Genomic DNA, 14,569 nt, shown 5'->3' on the forward strand with positions numbered 1-14,569 from the left:
ACTTACTTCTTGGACGGGGACTTGGGCCGCTGCGGACCCTTGCGCTGTCCGGACTGGGCCTTGCTGCGGGTGCCACCGGACGCGGGCTTGGCACCGGACGCGGGCTTGCCACCCGCGGGCTTGGGAGCGGGCTTGGCGTCCTGCGGTTCGTCGGACTTGCTGAGGGAGGTCTTCGGCTCGGGCTCGCCCGCGGCCTTGGCACCGCCCTGGACCGTGCCCGACTGGCGCTGGGACTTGCTCTGCCGCTTGGGCTGCTGGCGCTTGGGCGCCCCGCCTGTCGCCGGGGTGCCGTCCTCGTTCTCGACCAGGGTCGAGGCCTCGCTCTTCACCACACTGCCGTCGGCCTGGGCCGCCAGGCCCGCCTTGGTCAGACCGTTGATGAACTTGCGCTCGAACTCGTTGCGGTCACGGCCCTTGGCGACGATGGCCTTGACGATGGCCTTCTCGCCGCGGCCACGGGTCTTGCCGTGCTGCGTGACGTGCTTGTGCAGGCGCTCCAGGTAAGAGGCCTGCGCCTTGGAACCCGGCGTCGGGTTGTTGCGGATGACGTACATCTGCTGGCCCATGGTCCACACGTTGGTGGTCAGCCAGTAGACGAGAACACCGACGGGGAAGTTGATGCCGAAGACGGCGAACATGACCGGGAAGACGTACATCAGCATCTTCTGCTGCTGCATGAACGGCGTCTTGACCGTGGTGTCGACGTTCTTCGTCATCAGCTGACGCTGCGTGTAGAACTGCGAGAACGACATCAGGACGATCATGATCGCCGTGACGACGCGCACATCGGTGATCGAGGAGCCCAGCGCTTCGACCTTGGCGCTGCCGTCCGTGAACTTCGCGGCCAGCGGAGCGCCGAAGATGTGCGCCTTCTGCGCGCTCTCCAGCAGCCTGTCGTTGATCACGCCGATGGTGTCGTTCGACGCGATGCCGTTGAGCACGTGGTACAGGGCGAAGAAGAACGGCGACTGCGCCAGGATGGGAAGGCACGAGGAGAGCGGGTTGGTACCCGTCTCCTTGTACAGCTTCATCATCTCTTCGGACTGGCGCTGCTTGTCGTTCTTGTAGCGCTCCTGGATCTTCTTCATCTCGGGCTGCAGCGTCTGCATCGCCCGGGTGGCCTTGATCTGCTTCACGAAGAGCGGGATCAGGCAGATACGGATCAGGATCACCAGGGACACGATGGACAAGCCCCAGGCCCAGCCCGTGTCGGGGCCGAAGATGGCGCCGTACACGGAGTGGAACTGGACGATGACCCAGGAAACGGGTGTCGTGATGAAGCTGAAAATACTGGCAATCGTGTCCACTAATCAGGCTCCTTGAGCATGGGACGAGGTCTCGGCGGCCGGGCTTGAGGAGTGGTTGGACATACCGTGCCCCTCGGTGGCCGGTTCGGCGGCGGAGTTCCCGCCCTTGCGTGCGCGCCAGGCGTTGCGCGGCACCTCGTGCCACCGCGGACGCTTGCGCGGCGGAACATGGTCCACGCCGCCCGGCGACCACGGATTGCACCGCAGGATGCGCCAGGCGGTGAGTGCCGTTCCCTTGATCGCACCGTGCCGGTCGATGGCTTGGTACCCGTAGTGGGAGCACGACGGGTAGTACTTGCACACCGGCCCGAGCAACGGGCTGATGATCCACTGGTACATCTTGATGAGAGCCAGCAGCGGGTACTTCATCGCGCGCCCCCTCCCAGTAGCCGCTCCAGAGCGGCGTCCAGGTCTCGGGCCAGCTGTGCATGGTCGGCGTCGCCCGCACCGGGCAGCGCTCGTACGACTACCAGGCTACCGGGGGTCAGCCGAGCCACTCGCGTACGCATGAGATGGCGAAGACGACGCTTCACCTTGTTGCGTACGACGGCTCCGCCCACGGCTTTGCTGACAACGAAACCCGCACGCGTCGGGGGAGTGTTCTCCCCAGGCACGTGCGGGTCCGTTGCACCGCTACGAAGGTGGACGACGAGGAGCGGGCGTCCGGCCCGGCGTCCTCGGCGTACCGCGGTCGCGAAGTCCTCGTGCCGCCTCAGCCGATGCTCGGTAGGCAGCACGTCATGACCTGTTTAGGTAATCAGGCGGACAGGCTGCTGCGACCCTTGCCACGGCGGTTCGCGAGAATCGCGCGGCCGGCACGGGTACGCATCCGCAGGCGGAAGCCGTGGGTCTTGGCGCGACGGCGGTTGTTCGGCTGGAAGGTGCGCTTGCTCACTCGGGGGCTCCAGTAAGAATCGGTGGCGGCGGAGTGCCGTCCTGGCTGTCACCGTGCGCCAACGAGTAGCTCGCATTACGCCCGAGTGCACCGCTTCCCGATCACTCTTCGCGATCTGTGCCCATCGGAGGCAGGCGGCAGCAGCCATCGACAACTCGACCTGGTCACGGTACGCGCGGCTACGCCATCCGGTCAAACCGGCGCTGCCCGGGAGACACTGTCCACAGGCTGGGGACAACAACTTGAACCGCATGGGTCGCCCTGACTACCGTGGCCGGACTCCGGTTCGTTCCCTTCTCCGCGCTCCATCGCATTCGTTCCGGCCGCTCCAGCAGCTTCGTCCACCCCGTTCACCGAGTTCCACCCCGACCCGTCCCAGGAATCACACGTTCGTGGGACCCGTGAGAGAGCGTGCCCTGTGGCTGACGTACCTGCCGATCTTGCCGCAGTGTGGCCACGCGTATTGGAGCAACTTCTCGGTGAGGGCCGCGGGCAGGGTGTCGAGACGAAGGACGAGCACTGGATCAAGCGCTGCCAGCCGCTGGCGCTGGTGGCGGACACCGCACTGCTCGCCGTTCCCAACGAGTTCGCGAAGGGCGTCCTCGAAGGGCGCCTCGCGCCGGTCGTCAGCGAGACGCTGAGCCGTGAGTGCGGCCGGCCCATCCGGATCGCGATCACCGTCGACGACTCGGTCGGGGAATCCCCCGCGCCGCCGTCGCCGCCCGTCCAGCAGTCGCAGCAGCGGTACGAGGAGCCCGAGCGCCCGCCCGCGCAGAACCGCGACGGTTACCGCGGGTACGGCCGGCACCGCGCCGACGATCGCATGGGCGACCGTATGGACGATCGCATGGGCGACCGTATGGACGACCGGATGGACGACCACCCGCAGGGCCGCTCCGGGCAGCAGCAGCCCTCCCACGAGGACCAGCTCCCTACGGCCCGCCCCGCGTACCCCGACTACCAGCGCCCCGACCCGGGTGCCTGGCCGCGGCCCACGCAGGACGACTACGGCTGGCAGCAGCAGCGGCTCGGCTTCCCCGACCGCGACCCCTACGCGTCGCCGCCGCGGGACTACCGGCAGCAGCCGGGCCGCTCGCCGTACGACCAGCGGTCCGACTACGAGCAGCAGCGGCCCGACTACGACCAGCCCCGCTCCGACTACGACCAGCGTCCGGACCGCCGTGACCGGTCCGAGCCGCCGTCCCCGTCCGGCATGGGCCATGTCCACCGCGGCGGCCCCGTGGGCTCCTCCCTGCCCGCCTCCAGCGGCGCACCGGGCCCGCTGGCCGCGCAGCCGGCGCCCGCGACGGGCCCGGGCGAGCCCACCGCGCGCCTCAATCCGAAGTACCTCTTCGACACCTTCGTCATCGGCGCCTCGAACCGTTTCGCACACGCGGCCGCGGTCGCCGTCGCCGAGGCGCCTGCCAAGGCGTACAACCCGCTGTTCATCTACGGGGAGTCCGGCCTCGGCAAGACGCACCTGCTGCACGCGATCGGGCACTACGCGCGCAGCCTCTACCCGGGCACGCGCGTGCGGTACGTGAGCTCGGAGGAGTTCACCAACGAGTTCATCAACTCGATCCGCGACGGCAAGGGCGACAGCTTCCGCAAGCGGTACCGCGAGATGGACATCCTGCTCGTCGACGACATCCAGTTCCTGGCGGACAAGGAATCGACGCAGGAGGAGTTCTTCCACACCTTCAACACCCTCCACAACGCGAACAAGCAGATCGTGCTCTCCAGCGACCGGCCGCCCAAGCAGCTGGTGACGCTGGAGGACCGGCTGCGGAACCGCTTCGAGTGGGGTCTGATCACCGATGTCCAGCCGCCCGAGCTGGAGACCCGTATCGCCATCCTCCGTAAGAAGGCGGTGCAGGAGCAGCTCAACGCCCCGCCGGAGGTACTGGAGTTCATCGCGTCCCGCATCTCGCGCAACATCCGCGAGCTGGAGGGCGCGCTGATCCGGGTGACGGCGTTCGCGTCGCTCAACCGGCAGCCGGTCGACCTCGGTCTCACCGAGATCGTCCTCAAGGACCTGATCCCCGGTGGTGAGGACTCGTCCCCCGAGATCACCGCGCCGGCCATCATGGCGGCCACCGCCGACTACTTCGGCCTCACGGTGGAAGATCTGTGCGGCTCCTCGCGCAGCCGGGTCCTGGTGACGGCCCGCCAGATCGCTATGTACCTCTGCCGCGAGCTCACGGACCTCTCCCTGCCGAAGATCGGCGCGCAGTTCGGCGGTCGCGACCACACGACCGTCATGCACGCCGACCGCAAGATCCGCGCGCTGATGGCGGAGCGCCGCTCGATCTACAACCAGGTCACCGAGCTCACGAACCGCATCAAGAACGGCTGACACCCACGGCGGTACGTCGCTGAAGGCGCCCCGGGACTCGTTCCCGCGGGCGCCTTTGCCGTGCCGCGGACGACCGCTCCCGCCCCTCCCCGCCCCTCCCCGACCGTCCCCGACCGTCCCCGGACGCGCTCGGACGCTCCCGTACGCGCGCTGCGGACCGCTCTCCGGAAGGCTCCGACGCGCTCCGGGACCCCTCCAGACCTCCTTCAGGCCCCCTCCGAGACCCCACCGAGACGCTGCGGGGCCCCGTCCGGAGCCGTTCCGCCGTTACCCGACAGCTATCAGCCGTTCGATTACGCGCATGGTTACGGGTGTCCTCCACAGATTCGGGGACTTTCTTGTGTCCACACCCTGGGGACTGCGAAGTTGTCCAGATCGTGTCCACAGGGGCGGCTGCTGAAAGAGAATCAGCCCAGCTCAGTCGCCTGTGGATCCGTGGACAAAAGATCTCCACAGCCTGTGGACAAAGAAATGATCCACAGGCTGTGCGGAGAGTTGTCCACCGGCGACCCACAGGCTAGGGGCAGTTGTCCCCAGTGATCGTCAGCTTCTCCACATCGCTGTCCACTGTTCGGCAACACGACGCGCGATCTCACCGGGTCGAGTGAAAGGCGTCACACGAAGGTGCCGGGTTGGGCTGTGGGGAACCTGGGTAAAGCTGGGGACGGCGCTGGGGAGAACTACCCCTCGCCTGTGCATGGAGTGTGCAGAACTTTTCGCCGTCCACAGAAGAGGCGTGTTATCCACCGCCTCCACCCACAGGGCCAGTGGACAAAAAACCAACCCTGACCTGCGAAAACGGGGTTATCCACGGTATCCACAGCCCCTACTACTACTGACAACCAGAGAGAGTCAGAGAACCGTTTCGAAGTCTGGGCTGTGCACAACTCTCGCTCGGCGCCCCGACCGCCGCTTTGGACGACTTGACCCCGAGCGGCAACGACTGTCAGTGCGGTGCGTCAGACTGGTCCCCGGTGTCCGGCCCGTCGATGGGCCACGAGACGCCGAGTCAGACGACGAAGACCGAGCAGGGCGAGAGCGCCGGCAACAGACGGAGGCGGCAACGGTGAAGATCCGGGTGGAACGCGACGTACTCGCGGAGGCAGTGGCCTGGGCGGCACGCAGCCTCCCGGCCCGTCCGCCGGCGCCTGTGCTCGCCGGCCTCCTTCTGAAGGCCGAGGAGGGCGCACTGAGCCTCTCCAGCTTCGACTACGAGGTCTCGGCACGTGTCTCCGTGGACGCGGAGATCGACGAGGAGGGCACGGTGCTCGTCTCCGGCCGTCTGCTCGCCGACATCTGCCGCGCCCTCCCCAACCGTCCGGTCGAGATTTCCACAGACGGTGTACGGGCGACCGTGGTCTGCGGCTCCTCCCGCTTCACCCTCCACACACTGCCTGTGGAGGAGTACCCGGCTCTGCCGCAGATGCCGTCCGCGACCGGCACCGTCCCCGGTGAGGTCTTCGCCTCGGCCGCGGCCCAGGTGGCCATCGCCGCGGGCCGCGACGACACGCTGCCCGTGCTCACCGGTGTCCGCATCGAGATCGAGGGCGACACCGTCACCCTGGCCTCCACCGACCGCTACCGCTTCGCGGTCCGCGAGTTCCTGTGGAAGCCGGAGAACCCGGAGGCGTCCGCCGTCGCCCTGGTGCCCGCCAAGACGCTCCTGGACACCGCCAAGGCGCTCACGAGCGGCGACAGCGTCATCCTGGCGCTGTCCGGCTCCGGAGCCGGTGAGGGCCTCATCGGTTTCGAGGGAGCGGGCCGGCGGACGACCACGCGACTGCTGGAGGGCGACCTCCCGAAGTACCGCTCGCTGTTCCCGACGGAGTTCAACTCGATCGCCGTCATCGAGACGGCCCCCTTCGTGGAGGCCGTCAAGCGTGTGGCCCTGGTCGCCGAGCGCAACACCCCGGTGCGGCTCAGCTTCGAGCAGGGCGTGCTGATCCTGGAGGCCGGCTCCAGCGACGACGCACAGGCTGTGGAAAGGGTCGACGCGCAGCTGGAGGGCGACGACGTCTCGATCGCCTTCAACCCGACGTTCCTGCTCGACGGGCTGAGCGCCATCGACTCCCCGGTCGCGCAGCTCTCCTTCACGACGTCCACCAAGCCGGCGCTCCTCAGCGGCAGGCCCGCCCTGGACGCCGAGGCGGACGAGGCCTACAAGTACCTGATCATGCCGGTGCGGCTCAGCGGCTGACGAAGAGCCGCAGGTGAGGGCGTACGTCTGAGCGGCTATGCCCACAGGTGTGCAGGAGAGTCCGGGTTTAGGCTCGGGCGCGTACGAAAGTGCTCTCCTGCCACATCGCTAGTGAAGGAACAACCTGATGGAGCTCGGTCTCGTCGGCCTCGGCAAGATGGGCGGCAACATGCGCGAGCGCATCCGCCGCGCAGGCCACACCGTCATCGGATACGACCGCAACGCGGATCTCGCCGATGTCCACAGCCTCGAGGAGCTTGTGGGCAAGCTCAAGGGTCCGCGGGTGGTGTGGGTGATGGTTCCCGCCGGTGCCGCGACCCAGTCCACCATCGACGAGCTCGCCGAGCTGCTTGAGCCGGGTGACGTGGTCGTGGACGGCGGCAACTCCCGCTGGACGGACGACGAGAAGCACTCCGAGGAGCTGGCGGCCAAGGGCATCGGCTTCGTCGACGCCGGCGTCTCAGGGGGCGTGTGGGGCCTCAAGAACGGCTACGCGCTGATGGTCGGCGGCGACGCCGAGCACATCGCGAAGGTCCAGCCGGTCTTCGACGCCCTCAAGCCCGAGGGCGACGCCGGGTTCGTGCACGCCGGCAAGGTCGGCGCCGGGCACTTCTCCAAGATGGTCCACAACGGCATCGAGTACGCCATGATGCAGGCCTACGCCGAGGGCTGGGAGCTGCTCGAAGCGGTCGACTCCGTCACCGATGTGCGCGAGGTCTTCCGTTCCTGGCAGGAGGGCACGGTCATCCGGTCCTGGCTGCTGGACCTGGCGGTCAACGCGCTGGACGAGGACGAGCACCTGGAGCGGCTGCGCGGCTTCGCGCAGGACTCCGGCGAGGGCCGCTGGACCGTCGAGGCGGCCATCGACAACGCGGTACCGCTGCCCGCGATCACCGCGTCGCTCTTCGCCCGGTTCGCGTCCCGGCAGGACGACTCGCCGCAGATGAAGATGATCGCGGCACTGCGCAACCAGTTCGGCGGCCACGCCGTCGAGAAGAAGTAGCCCGGAGGCGGTCCGGAGGATTCCGGCGGCGGTTCCGGAGAAGAAGCAGTCCACGAGGTCCGCTCCGCGGATCCACAGCGCTGGGGGAGGTCGGCGAACGACCATGCACGTCACGCATCTGTCGCTGGCCGACTTCCGCTCGTACGCCCGGGTCGAGGTTCCGCTCGACCCGGGCGTCACCGCGTTCGTGGGGCCCAACGGACAGGGCAAGACCAATCTTGTCGAGGCGGTCGGCTATCTCGCCACCCTCGGCAGCCACCGGGTCTCGTCCGACGCGCCCCTCGTGCGGATGGGCGCCGAACGGGCGATCGTCCGGGCCAACATCCGCCAGGGCGACCGGCAGCAGCTCGTGGAGCTGGAGCTGAACCCCGGCAGGGCGAACCGCGCCCGCATCAACAGGTCCTCGCAGGTCAGACCCCGTGACGTGCTGGGCATCGTACGGACCGTGCTGTTCGCGCCCGAGGACCTGGCGCTGATCAAGGGCGACCCCGGCGAGCGCCGGCGGTTCCTCGACGAGATGATCACAGCGCGCTCGCCGCGGATGGCGGGCGTGCGCTCGGACTACGACCGGGTCCTGAAGCAGCGCAACACCCTCCTGAAGTCGGCCGCCCTTGCCCGCCGCCACGGCGGTCGCACGATGGACCTCTCCACGCTCGACGTGTGGGACGAGCACCTCGCGCGCGTGGGCGCCGAACTGCTCGCCCAGCGGCTCGATCTGGTAGCCACGCTCCAGCCGCTCACCGACAAGGCGTACGAGCAGCTCGCGCCCGGCGGCGGTCCGGTGGCCCTGGAGTACAAGCCCTCCTCGCCCGGGATCACCGGGCACGCGCGCGAGGAGCTGTACGAACAGCTGAGGGCAGCCCTGGTGGAGAGCCGCAAGCAGGAGATCGAACGAGGGGTCACCCTCGTGGGCCCCCACAGGGACGAACTACTGCTCAAACTTGGTCAGCTGCCCGCGAAGGGATACGCCTCGCACGGCGAGTCCTGGTCGTACGCGCTGTCGCTGCGCCTCGCCTCGTACGACCTGCTGCGGGCCGAGGGCAACGAGCCGGTGCTGGTCCTCGACGACGTCTTCGCCGAACTGGACACCCGGCGCCGCGAACGCCTCGCCGAACTGGTGGCCCCCGGCGAGCAGGTGCTGGTGACGGCCGCGGTCGACGACGACGTGCCGGGTGTGCTGAAAGGGACGCGGTACGCCGTGTCCGAGGGCGCGGTGGAGCGCGTATGAGCGAGAACACATCCGACCCGAAGAAGACCCCCGGGAGCACCCCCGAGCCCTCCGGCGTCGACCTCGCGCGCGTGGCCCTGCGCGCGGCGAAGGAGCAGGCACGCGCGCGCGGCGACGCGGTGCGGGACAGGAAGCAGGCGCGTCGTGGCGGTCTGCGCTCCGGCGCGCACGCCGACGGGCGCGACCCCATGGCGCTCGGGTCCGCCATCAACCGGCTCATCACCGAGCGGGGCTGGGAGACCCCGGCCGCCGTCGGCGGGGTCATGGGCCGCTGGCCGCAGATCGTCGGGGACGACCTGGCCAAGCACTGCGTACCGGAGAAGTACGACGAGGACGAGCGGGTACTGGTCGTGCGGTGCGACTCGACGGCCTGGGCCACCAACCTGCGGCTGCTCGCTCCGCAGCTGGTCGCCCGCCTGAACCAGGACCTCGGGCACGGCACGGTGAGGCTGATCAAGGTGCTGGGCCCCGGGGGTCCCGCCCACCGCTACGGCCCCTTGCGAGCCCCCGGCAGCACGGGTCCCGGTGACACCTACGGGTGAGCCGGACCGGACGGTATGCCGTCCGTAGCGCGGGGTTGACACCCGGAAGCGCTGAGTGCCGCTCTGCGCCTCTTTGAGCCCGGGTCCGCATATGGGGAGTCGGTGGAGACCGGTTCAGGGCGGCACATGCGGACTCAGGTACCGGCAAACCCCCATCACTGTCGGCGCTACCGGTAGACTGGAAGCTAATCCCGCCCCACTTGTGGGACACACCGAGCAACGCTGACAAAGGCTTACCGACGTAACACGCCGCAGCCGCTCCGGACACCCTCCCCCGAGGGGACCCGGAGCTTGGCTTGTGCTGTGCCAGAAAGGGCGCTTCGTGGCCGATTCCGGCAACCCCAACGAGAACATCCCGTCCACCGACGCGGCCGCGACCAGCGGGTCCCACTCCTCGAACGGCGAGGTCACGGCCTCGTACGATGCCAGCGCCATCACCGTTCTTGAGGGCCTGGACGCGGTTCGCAAGCGACCCGGTATGTACATCGGGTCCACCGGCGAGCGTGGACTGCACCACCTCGTGTACGAGGTGGTCGACAACTCCGTCGACGAGGCGCTGGCCGGCCACGCGGACACGATCGACGTCACGATCCTTCCCGACGGCGGCGTCCGCGTCGTCGACAACGGCCGCGGCATCCCGGTGGGCATCGTCCCCTCCGAGGGCAAGCCCGCCGTCGAGGTCGTCCTGACCGTGCTGCACGCGGGCGGCAAGTTCGGCGGCGGCGGCTACGCGGTCTCCGGTGGTCTGCACGGCGTGGGCGTCTCCGTCGTGAACGCGCTGTCCACCAAGGTGGCCGTCGAGATCAGGACCGACGGACGCCGCTGGACGCAGGACTACAAGCTGGGCGTCCCGACGGCCCCGCTGGCCGAGCACGAGGCGACGGACGAGACCGGCACCTCGGTCACCTTCTGGGCCGACGGCGACATCTTCGAGACCACCGACTACTCCTTCGAGACGCTGTCGCGGCGCTTCCAGGAGATGGCGTTCCTCAACAAGGGTTTGACGATCAAACTCACCGACGAGCGCGATTCGGCGAAGGCCACGGTGGGCGCCGACGAGGCCGGTACGGACGAGCCCGTAGAGGTCAAGACCGTCACGTACCACTACGAAGGCGGCATCGTCGACTTCGTGACGTACCTCAACTCCCGCAAGGGCGAGGTCATCCACCCCACGGTGATCGACATCGAGGCCGAGGACAAGGAGCGCATGCTCTCCCTCGAAGTCGCGATGCAGTGGAACGGCGGCTACAGCGAGGGCGTGTACTCCTTCGCCAACACCATCCACACCCACGAGGGCGGTACGCACGAGGAGGGCTTCCGGGCGGCGCTCACCGGTCTCATCAACCGGTACGCGCGCGACAAGAAGCTGCTGCGGGAGAAGGACGACAACCTCACGGGCGACGACATCCGCGAGGGTCTGACGGCGATCATCTCGATCAAGCTGGGCGAGCCGCAGTTCGAGGGCCAGACCAAGACCAAGCTGGGCAACACCGAGGCGAAGACCTTCGTACAGAAGGTCGTGCACGAGCACATCAGCGACTGGCTGGACCGCAACCCGAACGAGGCCGCGGACATCATCCGCAAGTCCATCCAGGCGGCCACCGCGCGCGTGGCGGCCCGCAAGGCCCGCGACCTCACCCGCCGCAAGGGGCTCCTGGAGACGGCGTCGCTGCCGGGCAAGCTGAGCGACTGCCAGTCGAACGACCCCACCAAGTGCGAGATCTTCATCGTCGAGGGTGACTCCGCCGGCGGCTCGGCCAAGTCCGGCCGCAACCCCCAGTACCAGGCGATCCTCCCGATCCGGGGAAAGATCCTCAACGTCGAGAAGGCGCGGATCGACAAGATCCTGCAGAACCAGGAGATCCAGGCGCTGATCTCGGCCTTCGGCACCGGCGTGCACGAGGACTTCGACATCGCCAAGCTCCGTTATCACAAGATCATTCTGATGGCGGACGCCGACGTCGACGGCCAGCACATCAACACCCTGCTGCTGACCTTCCTGTTCCGCTTCATGCGCCCCCTGGTCGAGGCAGGGCACGTCTTCCTGTCCCGTCCGCCGCTCTACAAGATCAAGTGGGGCCGCGACGACTTCGAGTACGCGTACTCGGACCGTGAGCGCGACGCCCTGATCGAGCTCGGCCGACAGGCCGGCAAGCGCGTCAGGGAGGACTCGATCCAGCGCTTCAAGGGTCTCGGCGAGATGAACGCCGAGGAGCTGCGCATCACGACCATGGACCAGGAGCACCGCGTGCTGGGCCAGGTCACCCTCGACGACGCCGCCCAGGCCGACGACCTCTTCTCGGTGCTGATGGGCGAGGACGTCGAAGCACGCCGCGCGTTCATCCAGCGCAACGCCAAGGACGTCCGCTTCCTCGACATCTGAGTCGGTCTCAGCTGACCGCGTCAGAAAGGATCTGCACCAGCAATGACCGACGAGACACCCATTTCCCCCACCGGTCCGGGCATCCCCGCGGGCATTCCCGTGGAAGAGGACGGGACCGCGCTGCGTGTCGAGCCCGTCGGGCTCGAAACCGAGATGCAGCGCTCGTACCTCGACTACGCGATGTCCGTCATCGTGTCGCGCGCCCTGCCGGACGTACGGGACGGTCTCAAGCCCGTCCACCGCCGCGTCCTGTACGCCATGTACGACGGCGGCTACCGGCCCGAGAAGGGCTTCTACAAGTGCGCCCGCGTCGTCGGCGACGTCATGGGCAACTACCACCCGCACGGCGACTCCTCGATCTACGACGCGCTGGTCCGTCTCGCGCAGCCGTGGTCGATGCGGATGCCGCTGGTGGACTCGAACGGCAACTTCGGTTCCCCGGGCAACGACCCGGCCGCCGCCATGCGGTACACCGAGTGCAAGATGATGCCGCTCTCCATGGAGATGGTCCGCGACATCGACGAGGACACCGTCGACTTCACGGACAACTACGACGGACGCTCCCAGGAGCCGACCGTCCTGCCCGCCCGCTTCCCGAACCTGCTGATCAACGGCTCGGCGGGCATCGCGGTCGGTATGGCCACCAACATCCCCCCGCACAACCTCCGCGAGGTCGCCTCCGGCGCCCAGTGGTACCTGGAGAACCCCGAGGCCTCGCACGAGGAACTCCTGGACGCGCTGATCGAGCGCATCAAGGGCCCCGACTTCCCGAGCGGCGCCCTGGTGGTGGGCCGCAAGGGCATCGAGGAGGCGTACCGCACGGGTCGTGGCTCCATCACGATGCGCGCGGTCGTCGAGGTCGAGGAGATCCAGAACCGCCAGTGCCTGGTGGTCACCGAGCTCCCCTACCAGGTCAACCCCGACAACCTCGCGCAGAAGATCGCCGACCTGGTGAAGGACGGCAAGATCGGCGGCATCGCGGACGTCCGGGACGAGACCTCGTCGCGTACGGGCCAGCGCCTGGTCATCGTCCTGAAGCGGGACGCGGTCGCCAAGGTCGTCCTGAACAACCTGTACAAGCACACCGACCTGCAGACGAACTTCGGCGCCAACATGCTGGCGCTGGTGGACGGCGTGCCGCGCACCCTGTCGCTCGACGCGTTCATCCGGCACTGGGTGACGCACCAGATCGAGGTCATCGTCCGGCGTACGCGGTTCCGGCTGCGCAAGGCCGAGGAGCGCGCGCACATCCTGCGCGGCCTCCTGAAGGCCCTGGACGCCATCGACGAGGTCATCGCGCTGATCCGGCGCAGCGACACCGTCGAGATCGCGCGTGAGGGCCTGATGGGCCTCCTGGAGATCGACGAGATCCAGGCCAACGCCATCCTCGAGATGCAGCTGCGCCGACTGGCCGCCCTGGAGCGCCAGAAGATCGTGGCCGAGCACGACGAGTTGCAGGCGAAGATCCGCGAGTACAACGCGATCCTGGCCTCGCCCGAGCGGCAGCGCGCCATCATCAGCGAGGAACTGGCCGCGATCGTCGACAAGTTCGGTGACGACCGGCGTTCCAAGCTGGTGCCCTTCGACGGCGACATGTCCATGGAGGACCTGATCGCCGAGGAGGACATCGTCGTCACCATTACGCGTGGCGGCTACATCAAGCGCACCAAGGCCGAGGACTACCGCTCGCAGAAGCGCGGCGGCAAGGGCGTCCGCGGGACGAAGCTCAAGGAAGACGACATCGTCGACCACTTCTTCGTGTCGACGACGCACCACTGGCTGCTGTTCTTCACCAACAAGGGCCGGGTCTACCGAGCGAAGGCGTACGAGCTGCCCGACGCCGGGCGTGAGGCGCGCGGCCAGCACGTCGCGAACCTGCTGGCCTTCCAGCCGGACGAGGCGATCGCCGAGATCCTCGCGATCCGCGACTACGAAGCGGTGCCCTATCTGGTCCTCGCGACCAAGGGCGGACTGGTGAAGAAGACATCCCTGAAGGATTACGATTCGCCGCGTTCCGGAGGCGTCATCGCGATCAATCTCCGTGAGACGGAGGACGGTTCCGACGACGAACTGATCGGAGCCGAGCTGGTTTCGGCAGAGGACGATCTGCTTCTGATCAGCAAGAAGGCCCAGTCGATCAGGTTCACCGCGACGGACGACGCGCTGCGCCCCATGGGCCGTGCCACCTCGGGCGTCAAGGGAATGAGCTTCCGCGAGGGCGACCAGCTCCTCTCGATGAATGTTGTTCGACCCGGTACGTTCGTGTTCACTGCCACAGACGGTGGGTACGCGAAGCGGACCCCTGTCGACGAGTACCGCGTCCAGGGTCGCGGTGGCCTGGGTATCAAGGCCGCCAAGATCGTCGAGGACCGGGGCTCGCTCGTCGGCGCGCTGGTGGTCGAGGAGACGGACGAGATCCTCGCCATCACACTGTCCGGCGGTGTGATTCGCACGCGAGTCAACGAGGTCAGGGAGACGGGCCGTGACACCATGGGCGTTCAACTGATCAACCTGGGCAAGCGCGATGCCGTCGTAGGTATCGCACGTAACGCCGAGGCCGGTCGCGAGGCCGAGGAAGTCGACGGGGTGGTCGACGACTCGGACGAGGTCGAGACGGTCGCCGGCACGGACGAGGGCGAGCCGTCCTCGGACGAGTAG

General features: G+C 67.9%; 11 protein-coding genes. 7 read left to right on the forward strand and 4 right to left on the reverse strand.

Annotation, left to right across the window (positions count from 1 at the left end; translation table 11 throughout):
- Positions 1-2: 2 nt before the first annotated feature.
- The 4 genes from yidC to rpmH are packed head-to-tail and all read right to left on the reverse strand — an operon-like array spanning position 3 to position 2,202.
- Positions 3-1,307, reverse strand: coding sequence for a membrane protein insertase YidC (gene yidC, locus K3769_RS22535; RefSeq protein ID WP_267028174.1), 1,305 nt, complete (start codon positions 1,305-1,307; stop codon positions 3-5).
- A 3-nt stretch (positions 1,308-1,310) separates the two neighbouring features.
- Positions 1,311-1,676, reverse strand: coding sequence for a membrane protein insertion efficiency factor YidD (gene yidD, locus K3769_RS22540; protein ID WP_267028175.1), 366 nt, complete (start codon positions 1,674-1,676; stop codon positions 1,311-1,313).
- Positions 1,673-2,044, reverse strand: a complete 372-nt coding sequence (gene rnpA, locus K3769_RS22545; protein ID WP_267028176.1) for a ribonuclease P protein component — start codon at positions 2,042-2,044, stop codon at positions 1,673-1,675. The genes yidD and rnpA overlap by 4 nt, the downstream gene beginning before the upstream one ends.
- 20 nt (positions 2,045-2,064) lie before the next feature.
- Entirely contained in the window at positions 2,065-2,202 is a 138-nt protein-coding gene (gene rpmH, locus K3769_RS22550) for a 50S ribosomal protein L34 (RefSeq protein ID WP_003967884.1), read from the reverse strand.
- A gap of 418 nt (positions 2,203-2,620) precedes the next feature.
- Here rpmH and dnaA point away from each other — a divergent pair, with 418 nt between their 5' ends.
- The 7 genes from dnaA (at position 2,621) to gyrA (ending at position 14,569) form a co-directional block, all read left to right on the forward strand.
- Positions 2,621-4,558 (forward strand): chromosomal replication initiator protein DnaA, encoded by a 1,938-nt coding sequence (dnaA, locus tag K3769_RS22555; protein ID WP_267028177.1) that lies wholly within the window; start codon positions 2,621-2,623, stop codon positions 4,556-4,558.
- Between the two features lie 1,066 nt (positions 4,559-5,624).
- Complete coding sequence (gene dnaN / locus K3769_RS22560; RefSeq protein WP_107020400.1) at positions 5,625-6,755, forward strand: DNA polymerase III subunit beta; 1,131 nt, start codon at positions 5,625-5,627, stop codon at positions 6,753-6,755.
- Between the two features lie 127 nt (positions 6,756-6,882).
- Entirely contained in the window at positions 6,883-7,758 is an 876-nt protein-coding gene (gene gnd, locus K3769_RS22565) for a phosphogluconate dehydrogenase (NAD(+)-dependent, decarboxylating) (protein ID WP_267028178.1), read from the forward strand.
- Between the two features lie 103 nt (positions 7,759-7,861).
- Positions 7,862-8,986 (forward strand): DNA replication/repair protein RecF, encoded by a 1,125-nt coding sequence (gene recF, locus K3769_RS22570; protein ID WP_267028179.1) that lies wholly within the window; start codon positions 7,862-7,864, stop codon positions 8,984-8,986.
- The gene (locus K3769_RS22575) at positions 8,983-9,528 is read left to right on the forward strand and encodes a DciA family protein (protein WP_267028180.1); all 546 of its coding nucleotides are present in this window, start codon (positions 8,983-8,985) and stop codon (positions 9,526-9,528) included. Before recF ends, K3769_RS22575 begins: the two co-directional genes overlap by 4 nt.
- A gap of 322 nt (positions 9,529-9,850) precedes the next feature.
- Positions 9,851-11,911, forward strand: a complete 2,061-nt coding sequence (gene gyrB / locus K3769_RS22580; RefSeq protein ID WP_267028181.1) for a DNA topoisomerase (ATP-hydrolyzing) subunit B — start codon at positions 9,851-9,853, stop codon at positions 11,909-11,911.
- A gap of 42 nt (positions 11,912-11,953) precedes the next feature.
- The gene (gene gyrA, locus K3769_RS22585) at positions 11,954-14,569 is read left to right on the forward strand and encodes a DNA gyrase subunit A (protein WP_267028182.1); all 2,616 of its coding nucleotides are present in this window, start codon (positions 11,954-11,956) and stop codon (positions 14,567-14,569) included.

This window comes from Streptomyces ortus, assembly GCF_026341275.1.
GTDB classification, from domain to species: domain Bacteria; phylum Actinomycetota; class Actinomycetes; order Streptomycetales; family Streptomycetaceae; genus Streptomyces; species Streptomyces ortus.